At 60.4% G+C, this 21,888-nt stretch carries 20 protein-coding genes; 17 read left to right on the plus strand and 3 right to left on the minus strand.

From position 1 onward, the window contains the following. Positions 1–17: 17 nt before the first annotated feature. Positions 18–389, plus strand: a complete 372-nt coding sequence (locus tag E4021_RS01600) for a diacylglycerol kinase family protein (protein ID WP_136456144.1) — start codon at positions 18–20, stop codon at positions 387–389. Between the two features lie 13 nt (positions 390–402). Here E4021_RS01600 and E4021_RS01605 read toward each other — a convergent pair whose 3' ends face one another. Continuing rightward, positions 403–1,254 (minus strand): ChaN family lipoprotein, encoded by an 852-nt coding sequence (locus tag E4021_RS01605; protein WP_136456145.1) that lies wholly within the window; start codon positions 1,252–1,254, stop codon positions 403–405. Between the two features lie 33 nt (positions 1,255–1,287). After that, positions 1,288–2,199 (minus strand): SDR family oxidoreductase, encoded by a 912-nt coding sequence (locus E4021_RS01610; protein ID WP_136456146.1) that lies wholly within the window; start codon positions 2,197–2,199, stop codon positions 1,288–1,290. Positions 2,200–2,263: 64 nt separating this feature from the next. Here E4021_RS01610 and E4021_RS01615 point away from each other — a divergent pair, with 64 nt between their 5' ends. From E4021_RS01615 to E4021_RS01650, 8 genes are all read left to right on the plus strand, one after another. Further along, entirely contained in the window at positions 2,264–2,842 is a 579-nt protein-coding gene (locus tag E4021_RS01615) for a WbqC family protein (RefSeq protein WP_168797418.1), read from the plus strand. A 3-nt stretch (positions 2,843–2,845) separates the two neighbouring features. Beyond that, on the plus strand, positions 2,846–4,567 hold the full coding sequence (locus E4021_RS01620) for a dynamin family protein (protein ID WP_136456148.1): 1,722 nt from the start codon (positions 2,846–2,848) through the stop codon (positions 4,565–4,567). 20 nt (positions 4,568–4,587) lie between these two features. After that, positions 4,588–5,157, plus strand: a complete 570-nt coding sequence (locus tag E4021_RS01625; RefSeq protein ID WP_246050194.1) for a pseudouridine synthase — start codon at positions 4,588–4,590, stop codon at positions 5,155–5,157. Positions 5,158–5,226: 69 nt separating this feature from the next. Then, positions 5,227–5,442, plus strand: coding sequence for a PspC domain-containing protein (locus E4021_RS01630; protein WP_136456150.1), 216 nt, complete (start codon positions 5,227–5,229; stop codon positions 5,440–5,442). Positions 5,443–5,543: 101 nt separating this feature from the next. Then, complete coding sequence (locus E4021_RS01635; protein ID WP_211096942.1) at positions 5,544–6,788, plus strand: inositol-3-phosphate synthase; 1,245 nt, start codon at positions 5,544–5,546, stop codon at positions 6,786–6,788. A gap of 27 nt (positions 6,789–6,815) precedes the next feature. After that, positions 6,816–7,667: a sugar phosphate isomerase/epimerase family protein gene (locus tag E4021_RS01640; protein ID WP_136456152.1), complete on the plus strand. Its 852-nt coding sequence runs from the start codon at positions 6,816–6,818 to the stop codon at positions 7,665–7,667. Positions 7,668–7,699: 32 nt separating this feature from the next. Further along, positions 7,700–8,689 (plus strand): aminodeoxychorismate synthase component I, encoded by a 990-nt coding sequence (locus tag E4021_RS01645; protein ID WP_136456153.1) that lies wholly within the window; start codon positions 7,700–7,702, stop codon positions 8,687–8,689. 88 nt (positions 8,690–8,777) lie between these two features. Beyond that, positions 8,778–9,329: an aminotransferase class IV gene (locus E4021_RS01650; protein ID WP_211096943.1), complete on the plus strand. Its 552-nt coding sequence runs from the start codon at positions 8,778–8,780 to the stop codon at positions 9,327–9,329. Here E4021_RS01650 and E4021_RS01655 read toward each other — a convergent pair. After that, positions 9,326–9,934 (minus strand): SRPBCC family protein, encoded by a 609-nt coding sequence (locus tag E4021_RS01655; protein WP_136456155.1) that lies wholly within the window; start codon positions 9,932–9,934, stop codon positions 9,326–9,328. The genes E4021_RS01650 and E4021_RS01655 overlap by 4 nt on opposite strands. A gap of 157 nt (positions 9,935–10,091) precedes the next feature. Here E4021_RS01655 and E4021_RS01660 point away from each other — a divergent pair, with 157 nt between their 5' ends. The 8 genes from E4021_RS01660 to E4021_RS01695 all read left to right on the plus strand — a co-directional run bounded on the left by E4021_RS01660 (position 10,092) and on the right by E4021_RS01695 (position 21,882). Next, positions 10,092–11,453 (plus strand): 3-keto-disaccharide hydrolase, encoded by a 1,362-nt coding sequence (locus E4021_RS01660; RefSeq protein WP_136456156.1) that lies wholly within the window; start codon positions 10,092–10,094, stop codon positions 11,451–11,453. Between the two features lie 11 nt (positions 11,454–11,464). Then, positions 11,465–12,778: a Gfo/Idh/MocA family oxidoreductase gene (locus E4021_RS01665; RefSeq protein WP_136456157.1), complete on the plus strand. Its 1,314-nt coding sequence runs from the start codon at positions 11,465–11,467 to the stop codon at positions 12,776–12,778. Between the two features lie 109 nt (positions 12,779–12,887). Beyond that, positions 12,888–14,924: a bifunctional riboflavin kinase/FAD synthetase gene (locus E4021_RS01670; RefSeq protein ID WP_136456158.1), complete on the plus strand. Its 2,037-nt coding sequence runs from the start codon at positions 12,888–12,890 to the stop codon at positions 14,922–14,924. An 80-nt stretch (positions 14,925–15,004) separates the two neighbouring features. Continuing rightward, complete coding sequence (ilvC, locus tag E4021_RS01675) at positions 15,005–16,054, plus strand: ketol-acid reductoisomerase (RefSeq protein ID WP_136456159.1); 1,050 nt, start codon at positions 15,005–15,007, stop codon at positions 16,052–16,054. Between the two features lie 82 nt (positions 16,055–16,136). Continuing rightward, positions 16,137–17,810 carry a glycerol-3-phosphate dehydrogenase/oxidase gene (locus E4021_RS01680; protein ID WP_136456160.1) on the plus strand — a complete coding sequence of 558 codons (1,674 nt, stop codon included), beginning with the start codon at positions 16,137–16,139 and terminating at the stop codon, positions 17,808–17,810. 46 nt (positions 17,811–17,856) lie between these two features. Continuing rightward, entirely contained in the window at positions 17,857–18,321 is a 465-nt protein-coding gene (locus E4021_RS01685; protein WP_136456161.1) for a hypothetical protein, read from the plus strand. 52 nt (positions 18,322–18,373) lie between these two features. Next, entirely contained in the window at positions 18,374–20,761 is a 2,388-nt protein-coding gene (locus tag E4021_RS01690; RefSeq protein ID WP_136456162.1) for an endonuclease MutS2, read from the plus strand. Positions 20,762–20,766: 5 nt separating this feature from the next. Further along, the gene (locus E4021_RS01695; RefSeq protein WP_136456163.1) at positions 20,767–21,882 is read left to right on the plus strand and encodes an Mrp/NBP35 family ATP-binding protein; all 1,116 of its coding nucleotides are present in this window, start codon (positions 20,767–20,769) and stop codon (positions 21,880–21,882) included. Positions 21,883–21,888 lie beyond the last annotated feature (6 nt).

Consider the following 21,888-nt stretch of genomic DNA (forward strand, 5'->3'; position numbering starts at 1 on the left):
TACTTTGAGTAAGGCGTATGAAACGATTGATCATTTATTCCCGCGGACGGCTTTCTGCTTTTGGCTACGCCTTTCGTGGTGCATATGACCTGTTGGTCAACCACGCACCCTCCAAGATCCATATTCTCGCCTTCCTAGGGATGATGCTGATCTGTTGGGTCCTCGACTTTCCGCTCTGGAAATGGGTGGCGGTGTTGATGTGCTCGGGTATGGTGTTGGCGGCCGAGGCGCTTAACACGGCGGTGGAATACGTGGTCGACCTTGTGAGCCCTGATTACCACGTGCTGGCTGGCAAGGCGAAGGACGTGGCGGCGGGCGCCGTACTGTTTACCGCCGTGTTCTCCGGCATTGTGGCCCTGTTGCTGATTGGCGATGCCCTGTTCAACTGACCGGCGTCCTCGATCAATAGGTCTTCGTCATATTTGAGGGCACGAGCAGGGTGTAATTGGCGCGGCCCACAAACTCCGGACGAAGCTCGTCCACTTCCGGCTGCTCGAGGGTGGTGATGGTTACCACCTTGAGTTGCGGCTTGTACTGCCGCAAGTACCAGCCGATCCCTTCAAAATTATCGCTGTGGTAGCTTCCGTTGAGGTGTACGAAGGGTACGCCGGGCTGCACGTTCTTGACGATGAACCAGGCCATGGTGGCATCCTTGATGGCCTGGGCTTTGGGGAAATTCTCGCCGCTCGGTCCGGAGCCATGACCCTGTACGCGCATGGATTTGTAGCCCGGCAGTTCTGGGTCGTAGGGTGGTAGCAGGGGCGGCAGGAAGGCCTGTTCGTCATCATCCAGTGACCGTAACACCACGAAGCCCCGCTGGAACACCATTCGGGCGAACCGGCGGGGCGTATTGGTGGCGAATACCCGACTGCTATCGGCGCGGGCGGCTTCAAGCAAGGGCAGGTAATCGGTTTTGAAGTTGGGCCACACTCCGCCGGTCAGGCTGTCCAGTTCCTCCAGGGTGATCTTCTCGGCCATAAAGTCGTCGAGGTAGGCCTGTTCATCCGTCTCGAACATCTCCATGCCAAGGCTGTACCGTCCCAGGTCCTCCAAAATTTCCTGTTCCATCCAGTGGGCGATGGGGTTGTCGTGGTATTCCCCGAACAGGATGATATCGGCTTCCTGCAGGTCCTTCATCATCTTGCCGAACTTCACCTTTCGCCCGGACTCGTTGAAGAGTTGGTAGGCGGGGTTGTCCTGGCCGTAGACAAAGGCGGAAAGGAAAGCGAGGAGGAGGCTGACTCGAAAACGCATTGGCGGGATTTAACTGCCCCGCCAAGGTAAGGCTTAATAGGGCATCTCTCCACCGGTAGCGCCCATCACCTCGCCGGTGATGTAGCTGGCCTCCTGCGAGGCGAGGAGTACGTAGATCGGGGCCAGTTCCACCGGCTGGCCGGGCCGCTTCAGCAGGGTAGTGGAGCCAAACTTCTCGATCTTGTCCTGGGGTTGCCCGCCCGACGATTGCAGTGGCGTCCAGAAGGGACCGGGGGCTACGGCGTTGACGCGGATGCCCTTCTCCGCCACCTGGGCCGCCAGGGCCTTGGTGAAGGCTACGTTGCAAGCTTTGGTCTGGGCGTAATCGAGTAGACTGGCCGAGGGGTCGAAGGATTGTACTGAGGCGGTGTTAATGATCGACGAGCCGGCATCCATATGTTTCAGGGCGGCTTTCGTGATCCAGAAGGGCGCGTAGACATTCACCTTGAAGGTGTTGTCGAACTGCTCCGTAGTCAGGTCGTCGATGCTCGACTGGGCGGTCTGCCGGCCGGCGTTGTTGACCAGAATATCGAGCCCACCCAGTTTCTTCACGGCCGTGGCCACGAGTTCCTGGCAAAATTCCTCGGACACGATATCGCCGGGAATAGCCACGGCGGTGCGGCCTTCGGCTTCGATCAGTTTGATTACTTCCTGGGCGTTCTGTTCTTCGCTGGGCAGGTAGCAGATGGCTACGTCGGCTCCTTCGCGGGCGAAAGCAATTGCGGCTGCGCGACCGATGCCGGAGTCGCCTCCGGTGATCAGGGCCTTGCGATCTTTCAGTCGTCCGAAACCGACGTAGCTTTCCTCGCCGTGGTCGGGCTCGGGTTCCATCTTGTTGACGGAGCCCGGACGCTCTTGGGGCTGGCGCGGAAATGGCGGCTGCGGGTACTGGGTCAGGGGATTTTGCTTTTTGTAGCGGTCGGTTAGTTTATCTGATGTACTCATGCCCGCCTAACCGAGCGGAAATGCCATATGTTTGGCCGTCCGATCATTCCAGCCGCCTAACAGTTTGTTCACTTCCCCGACTGCTTACTTCCCCCCGCTCTCCTGGTTCCTGGCTGCTCTAAGTCACGCAGACTGGCGCTGGGAAGCCCACGAAAACTATCAGAAGGGGGGGTGGCGCAACCGGTGCCGCATCGCCGGGCCCAACGGACCGCTGCTGCTTTCCATTCCCCTGGCCGGCGGCAAGCACCGGCAAATGCCCGTGCGCGAGGTGCGCGTGAGCCACCATTCCGACTGGCAGCGGCAGCACGCCCAGGCCATCCGCTCCGCCTACGGGCGGGCTCCTTATTTCGAGCACTACGGCGAACCGCTCCTCGAAACTGCCGCGCAGCATGCCGTCTACCTGTTCGATTACAACCTGGCCCTTACCGATCGCATCCTCCAGCTCCTTGGCACCTCCCTTCGGGTTGGTACCACCGATACTTTTTTGGGCGCGGACGCGGGTGCCGTGCCCAACCCGGAAGCCGTGCCCCCCTACCGGCAGGTCTTTGAGGATCGCCACGGCTTCCAGCCGGGGCTATCCGTTCTGGACGGCCTTTTTTGTCTGGGCCCCGAACTGCTGCTTCTCCCAAACGATTACCTTTAATCCATGGCTAACCTAATCGACGCCGGCCTGCAGGCCGACCGTGCCCGTCTTGAGGAGATCATCAAGCGGCTGCACGAACTCACCATCCGGATCGGCCACGATGAGATGGCCCAGACCGTCAGCGACCTGCGCAACCGCATTTTCGAGCCATTCATGTTCGTGATCGTCGGGGAGGTCAAGGCCGGAAAGTCGAGTTTCGTCAATGCCCTCCTGGATACCGGCGAGGAGATTGCCAAAGCCGCTCCGCAACCCATGACCGATACCATTCAGCAGATTCTGTACGGCGAGGAGCGCCGGGAAGTAACGGTGAATCCCTACCTGAAAAAGATCTTCCTCCCCGTTGAGATCCTGCGCGAAATCGCCATTGTTGATACGCCGGGCACCAACACCATCGTGGAGCACCACCAGGAGATCACCGAGCAGTTCATTCCGGCCAGCGACCTGATCGTTTTCGTGTTTGAGGCCAAGAACCCCTACCGGCAATCGGCCTGGGACTTCTTTCAGTATATCCACGGCGACTGGCGCAAGAAAACCATCTTCGTCCTGCAGCAACGTGACCTGGCCACCGAGCGCGAACTCGAAGTCAACCTAGAGGGCGTAGCGGAAAAAGCCCGTCGGGAAGGAATCGCCGAGCCCCAGGTCTTCGCCGTAAGTGCCCGGGACGAGCAGCTCGGCCAGGAGGATACCGGCTTCTCGGAACTGCGGCGCTACATCGCCAACAACATCACCGGCGGACGGGCACCTCGCCTGAAGTTGAACAACAGCATCCTTACCGCCCAGACCATCAACGAGAAAATTGCCAACGGCCTCCTGACCCGACGCCGGCAGTTTGAGGCGGATACCGCCTTCCGCGGCGATATCCAGAACACCCTCGACGAGCAGGTGGCCCAAAGCAACAAACAGGTTGACCTGATGGTGGAAAACCTATTGCTTACCTACGATGGCATCACTCGCAACAAACTTGAGGAACTGCGCGGCGGACTGAGTATGTTCGGACTGGTCAAACGCAGCCTGGCCTCCACCTTTGGCAGCACCCCCAGTGCAAAGACGTGGCTGGAAAATCTGGCGCGCGACCTGGAAACCGATCTGAACGACAAACTTCGGGCGCGGCTCAACGAAAACGTGGTGGACCTTGCGGAAACCATCCAGCAAATGGTCAAGACCATCGATCTGAAGATCCGCGGCAGCCAAACCATTCTCAGCAACGACCACGAAATTTTCAGCAGCATCGCCGAACGGCGCGAGAACGTGCTGCGCGACCTGCAGGACCAGTTCAATCGCTTTGTTGGCAAGACCGAGAACTTTACCGACGAGTCGCTCTTTGCCGACCGCGACAACATCGCGCCCAACCTGGCAGCCGGCGGGGGCATCGCGGCCCTGGGCGTGATCCTGATGGCGTTGAGCACCCTGCCCGTGATCGACGTGACGGGCGGCGTCCTGACGGCCGTGGGCGTGATTTTTGCCGGATTCAGCACCCGCGGTAAGCGCCGTCGCATCGTAGAGGGCTTCGAGCAGGAGGTCCGGACGGGGCGGGTACGCCTGGCTGAGGAGCTAGATGAAAAGCTCAAGGCATACATCGCTACCCTGCGCCGGCGCATCGAGGCCAACTTCGGGCGCTTCGACGAGATGCTCGACCGCGAGGAAAAGAACTTGCTGATCCTGGAAGGTACCCACCGTGAGGTGCGGGAGGAATTGGAGCGGCTGGCGGGCGACTTAAGCGAGTAGTCGTGGCGCACCGATACTTTTTGATCAACAAGCCTTACGGCGTCCTTTCCCAGTTCACGCGGGAACTGCCCGACCACCGCACCCTGGCCGACCTTTACGACTTTCCGCCCGACGTTTACCCGGTAGGACGGCTGGATCGGGACAGCGAGGGCCTGCTCCTGCTCACCGACGACGGTGCCCTGAACCACCGCCTTCTGAACCCCGCCCACCGGCATCCGCGCACGTACTGGGTACAGGTAGAGGGTATTCCGACGCCGGATGCCCTGTCCGCCCTGGCTGCCGGACCTACCATCCGCATCAAGGGGAAGAACCACGCCTCCTTGCCTCTGTTGGTGGAAACCATTGCACCCGCGGTAGCGCCCCGCACTCCCCCGATCCGGTACCGGAAGAACGTGGCCGACAGCTGGCTGAGCCTTACGCTCACCGAAGGAAAGAACCGACAGGTGCGCCGCGTATGTGCGGCCGTCGGGTACCCGGTGTTGCGCCTGATCCGGCACGCCATTGTCGAGGTAACGCTGGAAGATCTGGCCGGCCAGAGCGTGCGGGAAGTGGACCGCGATTGGCTCTATGCGCGGCTTGAACTTCGCTAAGGGATTTTACGATTCTAGAGAAAAGGCCGACATTAGGCAAGGCATCGATCCAACTTAAAGCACCGCTGCATGGAATGGCTTCGCAGGACACTTGAACACTCCGCCTTTGGCGTCTGTGCCTGGCTGGGAGACCAGATGGGCATCCGGCGTACCCGCGTGCGGTTGTATTTCATCTACCTCTCCTGTCTCTCGCTCGGTTCGTCGTTGCCCTTTTACTTTTTCGCGGCCTTCTGGCTGAATATCCGCGATTATATCCGGGAGGGACGGCGGCAGGTCGGCCTGTAAATTGGCTGCAGCAGCACCGGAGAGCAACCGAGTGCATGGCCGCGGTCCTCGACCGCAAAACTCATTACCTTGGCGGGCCATTCGAAAAAGATAACCCCACCTTGAGCAGCACCCTTCCCCCTACTAACCAATCGAATCTGGGCATCGCCATTATCGGCCTGGGCGGCGCCGTGGGCACCACGGCGGCGGCGGGGATCGAGCTCATCCGGCGGGGCCTGCAGCCGACTACCGGCCTGCCACTGGCGGAATTCGCTGACCTGGACCTGGTACCCTACACCAACCTGAAGATTCACGGCTGGGACCTCTTCGACCACGACCTGCTGACCGCGGCGCGCGTGCACCGGGTACTCGACCGGGAAGAACTCGACGTGCTGGCCAATGACCTGAGCGGTCGCCGGCCCTGGACGGCCGTCAGCAACCGGAACTACTGCCGTGGCGTAGTGGGCGATCAGGACAGTACCGGCACGCACCGGGAACTGATCTCCGGCATTCAGCAGCAACTCGACGCCTTCGCTACTGACATCGACGGCAGGGTGGTGGTCATCAACCTGGCGAGCACCGAGCACGCCATCGAGGTGGCAGATGAGATCTACCAGCGCACCGAAGCATTCGAACGGGCCCTGGACGAAAACCATACGGGCATCAGTCCGGCCATGCTCTACGCCTACGCCTGTATCACCCACGGTGTGCCGTACGGCAATTTTACGCCGAGCCGCGCCGCCGAAATTCCCGCCCTGCGGTCACTGGCCGCCCGCCGGGGTGTACCCGTGGCGGGCAAGGACGGTAAAACCGGACAGACCTTCCTCAAGACGGTGATCGCCCCCGCGCTGCGCGCCCGTGCCCTGCACGTCGACGGCTGGTTCAGCACGAACATCCTGGGCAACCGCGACGGCGAAGCCTTGCGGCACCCGGAATCGCTCCAGAACAAGCTCGGCACCAAGGGCGACGTACTCACCAACTGCCTCGGCTACCCGGTGGAAGACCACTTGGTGAAGATCAATTACTACCGCCCCCGCGGCGACGACAAGGAGGCCTGGGACAACATCGATGTCTCGGGGTTCCTGGGCCACCGCATGCAGATCAAGATCGACTTTCTCTGTAAGGACAGCATCTTGGCAGCCCCCCTGGCCATCGAGATTGCCCGTTGCCTGGATTTGGCTGCGCGTCGCGGACAGGGTGGGGTATTGGAGTCACTGGGCGTCTTCTTCAAAGCCCCCATGACCACCGACGGCCGCGAGCCCATACACAGCTTCGGGGAGCAGCAGACCGAACTGCTGCGCTGGCTGCGGGAATCCTCCGAAATGCCAACCGCGGTGGCCGGAAAATTCATCCCACGTCCGGATTAGTGCCCCATCATTCATTGACCCTGTTGCATGTCACTGCGCTACGCCTACAATACCAACGGTTGTGCCCACCACCGACTCCCGGATGCCCTGCGGCTTATTGCGGCTGCGGGTTACGATGGCGTGGCGCTTACCCTGGACTGGCAGCACCTCGACCCGTTGGCTCAGGACTGGCGCGCCAAGACTGAGGGCGTCAGGGGGTGGCTGGAAGAATTGGGGCTCGACTGCGTAATCGAGACCGGCGCGCGCTACCTGCTGGACCCTACGGAAAAGCACGAACCCACTCTCATTAACCCCTCCGCGGGGGGCCGGGCGAGGCGGGTGGAATTTCTTAAGCGGGCGGTCGACATCGGAAAGATCCTCGGGGCGGAAACCGTCTCGTTCTGGGCGGGCGTCCGGCAGCCTTCCGTATCCCCCGAAGACGCGATGGCGTACCTGGTCGACGGCGTCGTACGGGTTACTGAATACGCCGTGGAGCAGGGGATGAGCATCAGTCTGGAACCGGAACCCGGCATGCTCATTGAAACCAATGCGGACTATCAAAAACTCCTGGCGGCCAATCCCCGCCTGGAATGCGACCTGTCACTGGCACTCGACCTAGGACACGTCTGGGTCACCGGGGAAGAACCCCCCGCCCGGGCGGTGGAGCGGTTCGCCGACCGCCTGGGTACCGTCTCGATCGAGGGCATGAACCGGGGTGTGCACCTGCACCTGCCACCCGATGAGGGCGACATGGACCTCAGCCCCCTGCTACGGGCGTTACGCGACATTGACTTTCGGCGCCTCGTATGTCTGGAACTAAGTAGGGAGAGTCCGCGCGCCCACCGCGCCATCCCCGACGGGCTGGCCTTCCTGAAGCAGCTGGAAGCCCAACTGGTCTAACTTTTTGCCGACTGCCGCGTCTATTCCAGACCATGCCGGACACAATTTCTCCCCAGCTCCGATCTTGGGCCGAACGCCTGAACGGTTTCGGTCGCCTGGGGCAGCCCTGCTTCTTCCTGGTGGATTTCGAATTGGAGCGACCCCAACTCTGGAGCCTGGATGAGCTGGGGCCGGCGGGGGTGCGGTTCAGCTTTCCGGCTCATGCAGACCACCGGATCACCTCCGCGGAACCTCCGCCACTGGTGCCCCGCCACATCAGTCCCCGGCGTTACGAACAAGCGTTTTCGATCGTCCGCGCGGGAATCCAGCGGGGCGACAGCTTCCTCGTCAACCTCACCTTTCCGACGCCCGTCGCGTATGCCGGCAGCCTGACCTCACTTTTTGAGCACAGCCAGGCGAAGTACCGCATTTTGTACCCCGGTAACTTTGTCTGCTTCAGTCCGGAAACTTTCGTTACCGTCGACGCCCGTGGCTACATTGAAACCCGGCCCATGAAGGGTACGGCACCCAACACCCCGGCCGGCCGCGCCTACCTCCTCGGCAGCCAGAAGGAAGTGGCGGAACACGCCACCATCGTCGACCTGATGCGCAATGACCTAAGCCGCATCGCCCGGCAGGTCAATGTGACGGAGTACCGCTACCTGCGACCCATCGAATCGGGTGGGGGAGGGCTGTTGCAGACGAGCACGCGACTGGGCGGGCAGCTGCCCGGCGACTGGAGGAGCCGGCTGGGCGATTTGCTGATCGAATTGCTGCCGGCCGGCTCGGTCAGCGGAGCCCCGAAATCCGCTACGCTCGATCTGATCCGCCGCGCCGAGATCGACCGCCGCGGGTACTACTGCGGCATTGGGGGCTACTATGATGGTAATACCCTGGACAGTTGCGTCATCATCCGCTACGTGGAGCAAGTCGGGGGTGCCTTTAACTTCCGGTCGGGTGGGGGAGTGACCGCCCGCAGCACTCCCACCGAAGAATACGCCGAACTGCGCGCGAAGATCCGCGTCCCCCGACGGGAAAAGTAGCGGCCCGTATATTCGCGGCCCCATGAAAAAACCAAGCGCGCCTCTCCTCCTCGAAAGTATCCGGCTGGTCGATGGGCAAGCACCGTTATTGCACCGACACCAAGAACGGGTGGATCGGTCGCGTCACCATTACTACGGTAAGGGGCCCAGCCTTAAGCTGGCGGAAGTTCTGGAGACACTGGACCTGCCCAGCAGTGGTACGTTCAAACTGCGCTTGCTCTATGGTGCCCGCGTGGAAAAGTGGGAAGTGTTACCGTACAGCGTCCGTGAGGTGACCTCCCTGCGGGTGGTGGCCGCCGACGATTTGCGGTACGGCCGCAAGTACGCCGACCGCAGCGGAATCGACAAACTGTTCAACCAGCGACAGGACAGCGACGACATTCTAATGGTGCAGCGCGAGCACCTTACCGACAGCAGCTACGCCAACCTCGCCCTCTACGACGGCAGCAAGTGGTATACCCCCGCCTGGCCCCTGCTGCGCGGTACCCGCCGCGCCCAGTTGATCGACGAGGGAATCCTGCAGCCGACCATAATTCGTTTGCGCGACCTCTTCCATTTTGAGCAGGTGAGACTGATCAACGCGATGATGGATTGGACGGAAGGCCCTACCATACCCATTTCCCGCATTGCGGGCGTCTAGGGCCTGGTTTCCAGCCGGTCGCGCAGGTTAGCCACGGTCTTGGCCGGCCCGTTGGTAAGGATCTCGCGGCGTAGCCACGATGGCAGGCCGGCTCCGGCGTTGGTGCGTACCGTACACTGCAATTCCACCTCGCCCCGTTCGAGCGGACTGATTACCCACTCACCGGAATAAACCTCCAGGCGGTCGCGACCCTCCGTCGGAGGAACCGCTCCTGGTTCTGCCCTTATGGTGCGCGTCAGTACGGACCGCGGCCCCATGGTCTGCCGCACCCGCGCCACTACTTCCTTGTCGCGAAAGGGAAAGGGCAGGTCGATGCCGGAAACGTACACAAAGTTGTTTGGGGTGCCGCCGGGAATGATATAGGCGTCGTCACAGCGATGTACCCATTCCGGGTAGTTTTCCGCATCATCCAGGATGGCTCGAACCCGCTGCATTCCGGCGGTGGCCCGCGTAACGACCCGGACCGACATTTCTTCGTTCGCTTCGTCGCGGACGTACACGCTCACCCCGCCGGACTCCGTCTGCAGTTCAAAGCCGTCCGAGGTTTGGGCGCGGACGCAGGTGCAAAGCAGCAGCAGGGGAAAAGCAAGGAGCAGTGGATACATAAACGGAGCTTCAGTTGGCCGGTCGTAAAACGCCGGGAGAAAAAGTTGCAATCGGTTTATAACACCCGATGCGTATCAAATATTTTATATCTTGTCGAGTAGACAACATTAACCAAGCGTGGATGGCCCGATGCCTTCCCGATTATAACATTTCGACATGCAAAAACGGCAGTACGCTGTATTCCTGTTTTCCTGTTTCCTTCTACCGTTGGCCGCGCAGGATGGCTTTGTATCCCTGACTAACGGCAAGGATCTGAGCAACTGGGAGTCCTACGGAGGGAAAGCACCCTATTCCATCGAAGGGAACACCATCACGGGCACCGCCGTGGTCAACACGCCCAACACCTTCTTGTGTACCGACCGCCCCTATGGTGATTTCGTGCTGGAGCTGGAGTTCAAAGATGAGGCGCCGCTGAATAGCGGGGTCATGGCGCGGGGGCAGTGGCGGCAGCAGGACGACCTGCGGCGTATATACGGTTACCAGGTTGAAATTGACCCCAGTGCCCGTGGGTACACCGGCGGCATATACGACGAGGCCCGGCGCGGTTGGATTTACCCCGTCCACTATAACGACCCGGCGCGCTCGGCCTACAAGCAGGGCGAATGGAACAGTATGCGCGTGGAGGCCATCGGCAATAACCTGCGCACCTTCATCAACGGGCAGTCGGTGGCCAATCTGGTCGACGATACGGACGCCTCCGGTTTGATTTGTCTGCAAGTCCACTCCGTGGCCGACGAACTGGCCGGGAAGCAGGTACAGTGGCGCAACATCCGGGTGAAAGACAACGCTACGCCCGACGACCACCTCGAAGCCGTGCTGGCTCCCCAGGAAAACATGCTCGTCAATACCTTGACGGAAGAAGAAAAACGGAAGGGCTGGCGCCTGCTCTTCGACGGCACGTCCACCGACGGGTGGCGGGGTGCCAAACTCGACCAATTTCCCGCCAGCGGATGGGAAGTGGTAGACGGCGAATTGCGCGTACTGGCCGGTAACGGCGGCGAGAGCACCAATGGCGGCGACATCGTCACCGAAGATAACTTCAGCGACTTCGAACTCGTCTTCGAATTCAAGCCCACCGAAGGGGCCAACAGCGGCGTCAAATACTTCGTGGATCCCGAACTGAACAAGGGTCGTGGTTCCGCCATCGGCCTCGAATACCAAATCCTGGACGATGAGCGTCATCCCGACGCCAAGGCCGGAGTGATGGGCAACCGTACCATGGCCTCCCTTTACGACCTGATTCCGGCCAACCCCATCGACGTCAACCGCCGCAAGGACTACAACATCAACGACTGGAACCGCGGCCGCATCAAGGTGCAGGGCGGTAAGGTGGAGCACTGGCTCAACGGCTACAAAGTGGTGGAGTACGACCGCTTCAGCCAAATGTTTGACGCGCTGGTCAACTACAGCAAATACAAGGACTGGGAAAACTTCGGACAGTGGCCGCAAGGACCCATCCTCCTCCAGGATCACGGCGACGCAGTTGCCTTCCGCACCATCAAAATTCGTGAGCTTTAAATCCAACGATCATGGCAAACCGCCGCACCTTTCTTAAGACTTCCGCCCTCACCACCGCCGGCCTCAGTATGGGACTGCCGTTGCACAGTCAGGTCATGGGGGCCAATGATACCGTCAACGTGGCGGTCTTCGGCACCAACAGCCGCGGCGCCTACCTGGCCCGCACCTTCGCCGGCGCCCAGAACTGCAAAGTGATCGGCATCGGCGACGTGGATACCCGCGCCATCGAAAAAGGTCAGAAGGCCGTGATGGATGGCGGCGGCGACAAGCCCATGGGGCACCAGGATTTCCGCACCTTTCTGGAAAATCCCGACGTCGACGCAGTAGTAATCGCCACGCCCGACCACTGGCATACCCCCATGGCGATCATGGCCCTGGATGCCGGCAAGCACGTCTACGTAGAAAAGCCCTGTAGCCACAATCCGGCGGAAGGTGAAATGCTCATCGCGAAACAGAAAAGCAGCGGCCTGAAGGTGCAAATGGGCAACCAGACGCGCAGCAGCATCTCCCTGAACCGCATTGTCGGGGAAATCCACGACGGCCTCATCGGCAACGCCTACGCCGCCAAGGCCTGGTACGCCAACAACCGGGGCCCCATTGGCGAGCACGAGCCAGCCCCCGTACCGGAGTGGTTGAACTGGGAGCTCTGGCAGGGGCCCGCTCCGCGTCAGGATTTCGACGCCCTGCTGGTCCACTACAACTGGCACTGGTTCTGGAAGTACGGTACCGGTGAATTGCTCAACAACGGTACCCACGAAGTTGATATGTGCCGCTGGGCCCTCGACGTCGACTTTCCCGAACGCGTGACCTCCAGCGGCGGAAGATTCGCCTATGACGACGCCTGGGAAGCCTACGATACCCAGCTGGCCTCCTTCAACTTCCCCGGCGACAAGCACATTCACTGGGACGGCCGCAGCTGCAACGCCTTGCCCCTTTGGGAGCGCGGCCGCGGTGCCATGATCTACGGTACCGAAGGCAGTGTGCTCATGGACCGCAGCGGATACATCGTGTACGACTCACAAGGAAAGGAGATCCGGCACGAGGAAGAAACCGGCAAATCCATAAGCATGGACACCACCGGCGGCGGCAACCTCGACGAACTCCACATCGCCAACTTCATTAACGGCGTGAACTCCGACGAACCGCTCAACTCCGAAGTGGCCGACGCCAACACCAGCGTAACGATCTGCCACCTCGGAAATATGGCGCAGCGTACCCAGTCGGTGCTCATGACGGACACCGAAACCGGGAAGCCGCAACAGAATTCCGACGCCATGGCCCTGTGGTCGCGCGACTACGAAGATGGCTGGAAACCGAACGTATAGACGTTAACCGGCTGATTCATCCGGCCTTGGAGCATAGCAGGCACCGGCGGAGTATGGTGAGGTCCATTTGACTACCTACTCCGCCGCCGCCTCGCTACCTTTGTCCGCGATGCAGACTCATTTTCGACTGGCCGATCTCCCCCGGTTCCGGCGTGCCGTTATCACCATCGGCAGTTTCGACGGTGTCCATCGCGGGCACCAGCAACTGCTCACGCGCATCAGCCGTATGGCGGAGCGGCGCGATGGAGAAAGCGTGGTCATCACCTTTGACCCCCACCCACGTACCGTGCTCCGCCCGGACGACAACAGCCTGCGCCTGCTCACCACGACCCGGGAAAAGATTAACTTTTGTGCGGAGCAGGGAATCGACCACCTGGTGGTGATCCCCTTCGACCGGGGCTTCAGCCAGCAGTCGCCCACCGAATACATCGAAAACTTCCTGATTAAAAACTTCACCCCCGACCGCATCGTCATCGGCTACGACCATCGTTTTGGTAAGGACCGGGCCGGTGGGGTGGATTTGCTGCAATACTACGCCCCGACCTACGGGTATGAGGTGGTAGAGATAGCCGCCCAGGAAGTTGATGAAATTACCGTCAGTTCGACCAAAATCCGTCGGGCCCTGCAGGCCGGGCAAGTGCAGAAAGCGGCCAACTTGATGGGTCGCGCCTACGAGCTAACCGGCACCGTGGTCCGGGGCCAACAGATCGGACGAACCCTCGACTATCCTACCGCGAACCTCCAGCCCGACCACCCCCTGAAACTGGTGCCCGCGCCCGGCATCTACGCCGTCCGCGCGGCCTTCGAAGGCTGTATTTACGACGGGATGCTTTACATCGGTGACCGACCGGTGATCGGCGACGGACGCGGTACCACTATCGAGCTCCACCTTTTTGATTATTCTGGCGACCTATATGGGGAGACGCTTACCGTTTCCTTCATTCGTTACCTGCGCGGTGAGATGGCCCTGGGTGGCATGGATGCCCTCCGCGACCAGCTCGTGGTCGACGAAGCCGACGCGCGCCGCGCCCTGGAAGAAGAACGACTGGCCAGCGCGGTTCCGGATCACGATCTGCCCGATACCGCAATCGTCATCCTAAATTACAACGGCCGGGACTACCTGGAGCGTTACCTCAGCTCTGTAGCGGACAACCTGACACCGACCAGCCGGCTCATCGTGGCCGACAACGCGAGTACCGACGATTCGGTCGCCTACTTGCGCAGTAACCACCCCGCAGTGGAGGTAATCGAATTGACCGAAAACCTCGGCTACGCGGCCGGCTACAATGTCGCCCTGCAAAAAGTGCGCGCCGAAGTCTACGTACTGTTGAACAGCGATGTACGGGTCACCCCCGGCTGGCTGGAGGCCGTGCTTCCTAAATTCGTGGATCCGACTGTCGGAGCCGTCCAACCCAAGGTGCTCGCCGAGCACGAGCCAGGCTGTTTTGAGTACGCGGGCGCGAGCGGCGGCTACCTCGACTTTTTGGGGTACCCTTTTTGCCGGGGGCGGGTCTTCGGGCACATGGAGCGTGATGAGGGGCAGTACGACTGTCCGGCCGAGATCTTCTGGGCCACCGGGGCGGCCTTTTTTGTCCGCGCCTCCGCCTTTCACGATCTCCAGGGCTTCGAGCCGGAATACTTCGCGCACGCCGAGGAGATCGATCTGTGCTGGCGCCTGAAGCGGGCGGGCTACCGCATCCTCGTCGAACCGGCCGCCACGGTTTACCACGTCGGTGGGGGCACCCTGGCCTATGACACCCCACGGAAAGCCTACCTGAACTTTCGCAACACTCTCGTGACCAGTTTCAAGAACGAGCACACCTTCCGCCTCATCTGGTGGTTGCCCGTCCGGCTGCTGCTCGACGGTGCCGCGGCCCTGCTCTTTCTTTTCCAGGGCAAGCTCGAGCACATCTATTCGATCCTGCGTGCCCACCTGGATTTTTACCGCAACCTCCCCCGTTGGATCAGGCGGCGCGTCCGCAGGAGCCAGGAGATAGAAGCGTGCCGGGTGGGTCCGGCGCGGACCGACGCGGGGCGGGTGGCCGACAGCATCGCCCTGCATTACTTTCTGCTCGGGCACAAGCGATTTTCCCAGGTCGTCATCCCGCAGGTAGAAGTGGAGCCGAGGACGGCCCCGACAAATTAGCCGTCGTAATTGGCCGGGAGTTTGACCCCGGGGCTTCGGCCACGCTTTTGCATATTTGCCCAGCACAAAAAGCGAACAATATGGCAATGTTAAACTTTGGCGGCACGGAAGAAAAGGTCGTCACAAGAGAAGAATTCCCCCTGGAGAAGGCCCGGGATGTCCTGAAGGATGAAACCATTGCCGTAATCGGCTACGGGGTACAGGGCCCTGGCCAGAGCCTCAACCTGCGCGACAACGGCTTCAACGTGATCGTAGGCCAGCGCAAGGGTGGATCTTCCTGGGACAAGGCCGTGAAGGACGGTTGGGTACCCGGTGAAACCCTGTTCGAAATTGAGGAGGCCGCCGACCGCGGTACCATCATTCAGTATTTACTGTCCGACGCCGCCCAGATCGAAGTTTGGCCACGCATCAAGCCGTACCTCACGCCGGGCAAGGCCTTATACTTCAGCCATGGCTTCGGCATTACCTACAACGACCGCACCAATATCATTGCCCCCGAGGGGGTCGACGTCATCCTGGTGGCCCCCAAGGGTTCGGGCACGAGTCTGCGTCGTCTATTCCTGGAGGGGCGGGGACTGAACTCCAGCTTCGCCATCGATCAGGATGCCACCGGCCGTGCCTTCGACCGCGTTGTGGCCCTTGGGATCGGGGTGGGATCGGGCTACCTGTTTGAGACTGATTTCAAGCGCGAGGTGTACTCCGACCTCACCGGGGAGCGCGGCACCCTGATGGGTGCCATCCAGGGCATTTTCGAGGCGCAGTACGACGTGCTGCGGGCCAACGGCCACAGTCCTTCAGAAGCCTTCAACGAAACGGTAGAAGAGCTTACGCAAAGCCTGATGCCACTGGTAGCCGAAAACGGCATGGATTGGATGTACGCCAACTGCTCTACCACCGCCCAGCGGGGAGCGCTCGACTGGAAGGACAAATTCCGCGACGCCGTCAAGCCCGTCTTCGAAGATCTCTACCAAAGCGTAGCCAGCGGGGAAGAAGCCCAGCGCAGCATCGACTCCAACAGCCAAAAAGACTACCGCGTCAAACTGGAGGAAGAGCTCAAGGAACTCAGCGAAAGCGAGATGTGGCAAGCCGGCCGCACGGTGAGAAAGTTGCGCCCGGAGAACGCGGGGTAGTTAACCAATCTACACGGATGGCGTTGTAAGCGCATTGCACCCGCGGTCGCGCCAGCAACCGCAACAACTCAATGTATCCGCTATGCACGCCACCCCCCAACGCCGCCAAAACCTGGAAAGGCTCGACAATGAACCTTTCGATCTGGTCGTGATCGGCGGTGGCATCACCGGGGCCGGCGTGGCACTCGACGCCGCCAGTCGCGGATTGTCGGTAGCGCTGATCGAGCGGAACGACTTCGCTTCGGGCACCAGCTCCAAGTCAACTAAGCTGATCCACGGCGGACTGCGCTACCTTAAAAATCTCGAGATCAGCCTGGTCCGGGAAGTAGGACAGGAAAGGGCGGTGGTGCACAAACTGGCCCCCCACCTGGTGCGCCCGGAAAAGATGCTTTTGCCCCTGATCGAGGGAGGTTCGCTGGGCAAGCTGTCGACCAGCATGGCCCTGTGGGTGTACGACTTCCTGGCCGACGTGGAGGGCGACGACAAGCGTGTCATGCTCACCAAGGAGGAAACTTTGGAGATGGAGCCCCTACTTCGTGAGGACATTCTCAAGGGGGGAGGCTTTTACGCGGAATACCGCACGGATGATGCCCGCCTGACCCTGGAGAACGTCAAGACGGCCGTCAAGCACGGTGCCGTTGCCGTCAACTACGTGGAGGCCACCGGCTTCGTGTACGACGAAGAGAAAAAGATCAGCGCCGTCCAATGCCGCGACCGCTTCGAGGGCCGTGACTTCGAGATCAGCTGTGACCACGTTATCAGCTCGGCCGGTCCGTGGGTGGACGATCTGCGCAAGATCGACCACAGTATGAACAACAAACGCTTGTTCCTCTCCAAGGGCGTGCATATTGTAGTAGCCCGCGAACGGCTGCCTCTGGCCCATGCTTGCTACTTTGATGTAGCCGACGGACGGATGCTCTTTGCCATACCCCGCCTGCGCTGCACCTACATCGGCACTACGGACACGCCCTACAAGGGGGATCCGAATGCAGTGCCCGTCTACGTGGAAGACGTCGAATACCTGCTCAGGGCCACCAATGAAATCTTCCCCACGGTAAACCTCAAGATGGAAGACGTGGAGTCGAGTTGGGCGGGCGTGCGACCCCTCATTTTCGAGGAAGGAAAGGAAGCCGGAGAGATGTCGCGCAAGGATGAGATCTTCGAAAGCGAATCCGGGCTGCTCAGTATCGCGGGTGGCAAACTTACCGGTTACCGCAAGATGGCCGAACGCGTGGTGGACCGCCTGGGCAAGCAGCTGCATACTGAAGGGGAGGACCTGGGGCGCAACAGCACACGAAATATCGTCCTGACGGGCGGCCCTTTCCGCAACTTCGCCGAAGTGTTAAGCTATGAAAAGGAGATCGCGGAGCAGTTGGCCGCCGCCAGTCTCGCACCCGATCGGGCACCGTACCTCGTGGCAAACTACGGTCGACAGACCCCAGAGATCATCGATTTGGCCCGAAGCCGGCCGGAGGAGACCGACGTGGCCCGTTTGGCCGCCGCCGAGGCCAAGTGGTGCATCGAGCATGAATCGGCGCTTTATCCCATCGACTGGGTGGAGCGGCGCAGTGGCCGACTGTATTTCGATATGCCCAGCATCCTGCCCGTGCTGGATGACGTACTCGGCGTCTTCGCCAGGACCTACGGATATACGGAAAAAGACCGCGAGCAGGAGCGGCAAAGGGTGCTCGATGCGATCCAGTGGGTGAGTGAATTCGGGCACGAAAAAAAGGAGGGCGACGTACAGGTCGATTGACCATAACTATTGCGCTCAGAAGCTGTTAGGCGGTAAACGAGTGCGCATGACCTCCGACCAATCCATATTCGAAAGACGCGTAGATCCAGTACTGCAGGCCGGGGGTGTCCTCGCTATGGTATTCATCGTGGACCTTTTCGGACTGATCATCACTGGTGCCAACGCCGAGAACGTCAGCAGCCGGTTTCCCTGGTTGTGCGCAGCCAGTTTCATGCTGTTCTTCGCCCTGTTCAATGCCGTCCTGAGCGCCGCCGCGGCCAATCCCGCCAAGTACTGGGGACGCAGCATCTACAGCTTCATGGGCCTGGCCGTGGGGGCAGGTTTGCTGGCCTGGGCCTTTAGCGGTCTTACCATTTCGGAGGCCGGCTCCTATCGGTGGATTTATCTGGTCGTATCGGTCGGTTACCTGGTGTTTCTGGGGATGATCGCCCTGATCAAGAACGTCGTCAATTTCGCCCAGCGGGAGGAGTGGACGCGGCCCCGCCTAAAAAACCGGCAACGGGAGGATTGAACCAACCATCCGAAGGGGCCGTCCGTTTACCTGCTACACTTGGTGTTATTTTATGCAGCTACTCCCCCCGGATACCTTAGAAAAACTAGAATTCGACAAAGTGCTGGCCCTGCTCGAACGGCAGTGCCAAGGGGAGTTGGGGCGCCACTCGGCCCGGCAGCTTACGCCTTCCACGAATGTTGAAGAGATCGCAAAGGGGCTTGACCAGGTTGCGGAATTCAGACAGGGTACCGAAGAGCGGAATATGTTCAGCATCTCCGCCTACGACGACGTAGATGAGGAGCTGCGCGCCCTGCGGGTGGAAGGCTATGCCCTCGTCGAATCGGGCCTGGCCAAGCTGAACGTCCTGCTGCTGCAGGCCAAGCAACTGTTCACTTTCTTCGGTACGGCTTCCCGTCAGTCGAGCTACCCACAGTTGTACGCAGTCGTACGGGAAGTGGAGTATATGCCGGAGCTTTCCGCTTCGATCGAGGCGGTGATTGACGCCGAGGGCAACATCCGTTCCGACGCTTCGCCCGAGCTGAGCCGCATCCGACGGCTGGTGGGCAGCAAACAGCGGGAAGTAGAACGTGCCTTTCGTGGCGTTATCGAAAAGTACCGTAGGGCAGGCTACCTGAGCGACACGGTCGAAAGCTTCCGCAACGGACGTCGGGTACTATCCGTACCCAGTGAGTATAAACGCCAGATCCGCGGCATCATTCACGACGAATCGGCCACCGGGAAAACCGCCTACATCGAGCCCGATGAGGTAATCAGCATCAACAACGATATTTTCGACCTGCAACAGGAGGAGCGCCGCGAGATCTTCCGCATCCTGCGTGAGGTATCCGCGACCTTGCGCCCCTACGTCGATCACATGGCCGCCTACCGCGACCTGATTGCGCACTTCGACCTGGTACAGGCCAAGGCCGATCTGGCCCGCCAGATGAAGGCCGCCCGACCCAAGGTGGACCCCCGCCCCTCGGTCGGCATCCGGGAAGGACGTCACCCCTTGCTGTACCTGAAGAACAAGAACTTCGGACGAAAGACCGTGCCATTTGACCTGAAGTTGCGGGGCAAGAACCGCCTGCTTATGCTCTCGGGGCCCAATGCGGGCGGGAAGTCGATCGCCATGAAATCCGTAGGATTGCTACAGTTGATGGTGCAGAGCGGGATGCTGGTACCCGTTGATGCAGAGTCGGAAATGGGTGTTTTTGAGCGCATCTTCACCGACATCGGTGACCAGCAGAGTATCGAGGATGACCTGTCCACCTACAGCAGCCGGCTGAAGAATGCCCGGGATTTCCTCCGCGCGGCGGATGAGCGGACGCTTGTCCTGATCGATGAATTCGGCTCCGGTACGGATCCCGCGCTCGGCGGCGCCATCGCGGAAGGGATTCTGGAAGGACTCAACGCACGGCAGGTGGTGGGGGTGATCACCACGCACTACAGTAACCTGAAGATGTACGCTTACAAAACCTCCGGTATCGTGAACGGGGGTATGAACTTCGACAAGGATACCCTGAGCCCCACCTACGAACTGAACGTCGGCCGCCCGGGCTCCAGCTACGCCTTTGAGATTGCGCAGAAATCTGGCCTCCCCTCCGACACCCTGGCCTACGCGCGCAAACGGGCCGGCAAGAATGAACGGGCGGTCGACCAGCTGCTCGTCGACCTCCAACGCGAAAAACAGGAACTGGAGCAGCAACTGGCCGGACTGGAGCAAAAGCAGAAAACGCTGGATGCCCTCACCCGGACCTATGAGGAACTCCATCGCGACATTGAGGTGCGCCGCAAACGCCTGAAATTGGAGGCCAAGGAGCAGTCGCTGGCCGAAACCGCGAAGTACAATAAGGAGATGGAAAACCTGATCCGGACCCTGCGGGAAGAAAAGAAGATCGATGAGGCCAAGGAGAAGGCCCGTGAGCTCCGCGAGAAACGCGAGAAGATCAGCGAGCAGGTCACGGACCTCCGGGAAACGATCTACTACCAGCGCAAAAGCGGCAAATCCGGCAAGCGCAGTTTCCAGGAAGGGGACTACGTGAAGCTGAGGACGGGCGGGGCCGCGGGTACCATAGAGTCGATCGACAAGAAGCGGGCCATCGTGATCGTAGGAGACTTGCGCCTGACGGCCAACCTGCGCGATCTCGAGCACACCGACAATCCCTTGCCGATGCGCAAGGAACGGAGCGTTTCCAGCGATATCGCGGGGGTAGCCAGCTTCAGCAACAAACTCGACGTGCGCGGTATGCGGTACGAGGAAGTGCTGCACACGACGCAGGCGTTCATCGACCAGGCGCTTATGGCGAACGCCAGTCAACTGCGCATCGTCCACGGAAAGGGCAGCGGAGCCCTGCGCCGCGCGGTTCGGCAGAAACTGAAAGAATACAACCAGGACTTTAGCCTGAGTACCCCGCCCCGTGAACAAGGTGGCGATGGGGTGACCATTGTAGATCTATAACCTTTATGGAACTTAGCAAAATTGCCGAGGCGCTCGCCTCGGTCACCGATCCGAAGACCGGACAGGATATCATTACCGCGAATATGGTATTGCATCTGAAAGTGGAGGCTCCCGTAGTGTCCTTCACGCTTCAGTTGCCAAAACTGGACGACAACTACAAGCAGCAACTCAACTTCGCCTGCCAGGAGGCCATTCTGTCGGTGTACCCGGAAGCCCAGGTGCACGTACATATGCAGAACCCCGCCGTCGGCGGTCAGGCGGGTCCCTCCACTGGTGGCCCGCAGCGCGAGAATCCGCTGCCCCACGTTAAGAACATCATCGCCGTGGCCAGCGGCAAGGGTGGGGTGGGCAAGAGTACCGTCGCGGTGAACCTGGCACTCGGATTACAGGAGCTGGGCGCACGGGTCGGATTGCTCGATGCTGATGTATACGGTCCTTCCGCACCAACTATGTTAGGCCTGCAAGGGCAGCGGCCCCAGGTCGAGAAGGTTTATGGAAAGCCCAAGATCAAGCCCCTCTACGCGTACGGTCTGCCAGTCATGAGTACGGGCTTTGTAGTTGAGCCTGAGCAGGCCGTAGTGCTGCGGGGGCCCCGCCTGGCCGGAATCGTACGGCAATTCATCGAGGAGACGATTTGGCCACCGCTGGATTTCCTGATCGTCGATCTACCCCCCGGCACGGGTGACGTACAACTTACTCTAGTACAAACAGTGAGCGTAACGGGGGCCGTGATGGTAACCACCCCGCAGGAGGTCGCCCTGGCCGATGCAATCAAAGCGATGAATATGTTTTTCCTGCCGGACGTGCAAGTGCCCGTGCTTGGTGTGGTAGAGAATATGTCCTACTTCACCCCGGCGGAATTACCCGACAACAAGTACTACATTTTCGGGCAGGGTGGCGGAAAGACCCTCGCGAAGAAGAGCAACAGTATGCTGCTCGGACAGATCCCGCTGGTACAGTCCATCCGGGAGGGAGGAGACAGCGGAGAACCCGCCATTTTGAACAAAAACGAAGAGATCACCCGCCAGGCCTGGCTAGACACCGCCCGAAACGTAGCACGGCAAACGGCCCTCCGTAATGAGATGATGGGACCGACGGAAAAAGTCACTATGAAGGAGTAAGAGGTT

The organism is Neolewinella litorea (assembly GCF_004803465.1).
Classification (GTDB): Bacteria; Bacteroidota; Bacteroidia; order Chitinophagales; family Saprospiraceae; genus Neolewinella; species Neolewinella litorea.

Bases quoted from the DNA above. Each gene is read 5' to 3' on its own strand.
- E4021_RS01665 (WP_136456157.1), top strand. From the start codon at position 11,465: ATGGCAAACCGCCGCACCTTTCTTAAGACTTCCGCCCTCACCACCGCC.
- E4021_RS01605 (WP_136456145.1), bottom strand. From the start codon at position 1,254: ATGCGTTTTCGAGTCAGCCTCCTCCTCGCTTTCCTTTCCGCCTTTGTC.
- E4021_RS01695 (WP_136456163.1), top strand. From the start codon at position 20,767: ATGGAACTTAGCAAAATTGCCGAGGCGCTCGCCTCGGTCACCGATCCG.
- E4021_RS01640 (WP_136456152.1), top strand. From the start codon at position 6,816: ATGTCACTGCGCTACGCCTACAATACCAACGGTTGTGCCCACCACCGA.
- E4021_RS01600 (WP_136456144.1), top strand. From the start codon at position 18: ATGAAACGATTGATCATTTATTCCCGCGGACGGCTTTCTGCTTTTGGC.
- ilvC (WP_136456159.1), top strand. From the start codon at position 15,005: ATGGCAATGTTAAACTTTGGCGGCACGGAAGAAAAGGTCGTCACAAGA.
- E4021_RS01655 (WP_136456155.1), bottom strand. From the start codon at position 9,934: ATGTATCCACTGCTCCTTGCTTTTCCCCTGCTGCTGCTTTGCACCTGC.
- E4021_RS01680 (WP_136456160.1), top strand. From the start codon at position 16,137: ATGCACGCCACCCCCCAACGCCGCCAAAACCTGGAAAGGCTCGACAAT.
- E4021_RS01610 (WP_136456146.1), bottom strand. From the start codon at position 2,199: ATGAGTACATCAGATAAACTAACCGACCGCTACAAAAAGCAAAATCCC.
- E4021_RS01620 (WP_136456148.1), top strand. From the start codon at position 2,846: ATGGCTAACCTAATCGACGCCGGCCTGCAGGCCGACCGTGCCCGTCTT.
- E4021_RS01690 (WP_136456162.1), top strand. From the start codon at position 18,374: ATGCAGCTACTCCCCCCGGATACCTTAGAAAAACTAGAATTCGACAAA.
- E4021_RS01685 (WP_136456161.1), top strand. From the start codon at position 17,857: ATGACCTCCGACCAATCCATATTCGAAAGACGCGTAGATCCAGTACTG.
- E4021_RS01670 (WP_136456158.1), top strand. From the start codon at position 12,888: ATGCAGACTCATTTTCGACTGGCCGATCTCCCCCGGTTCCGGCGTGCC.
- E4021_RS01645 (WP_136456153.1), top strand. From the start codon at position 7,700: ATGCCGGACACAATTTCTCCCCAGCTCCGATCTTGGGCCGAACGCCTG.
- E4021_RS01660 (WP_136456156.1), top strand. From the start codon at position 10,092: ATGCAAAAACGGCAGTACGCTGTATTCCTGTTTTCCTGTTTCCTTCTA.
- E4021_RS01630 (WP_136456150.1), top strand. From the start codon at position 5,227: ATGGAATGGCTTCGCAGGACACTTGAACACTCCGCCTTTGGCGTCTGT.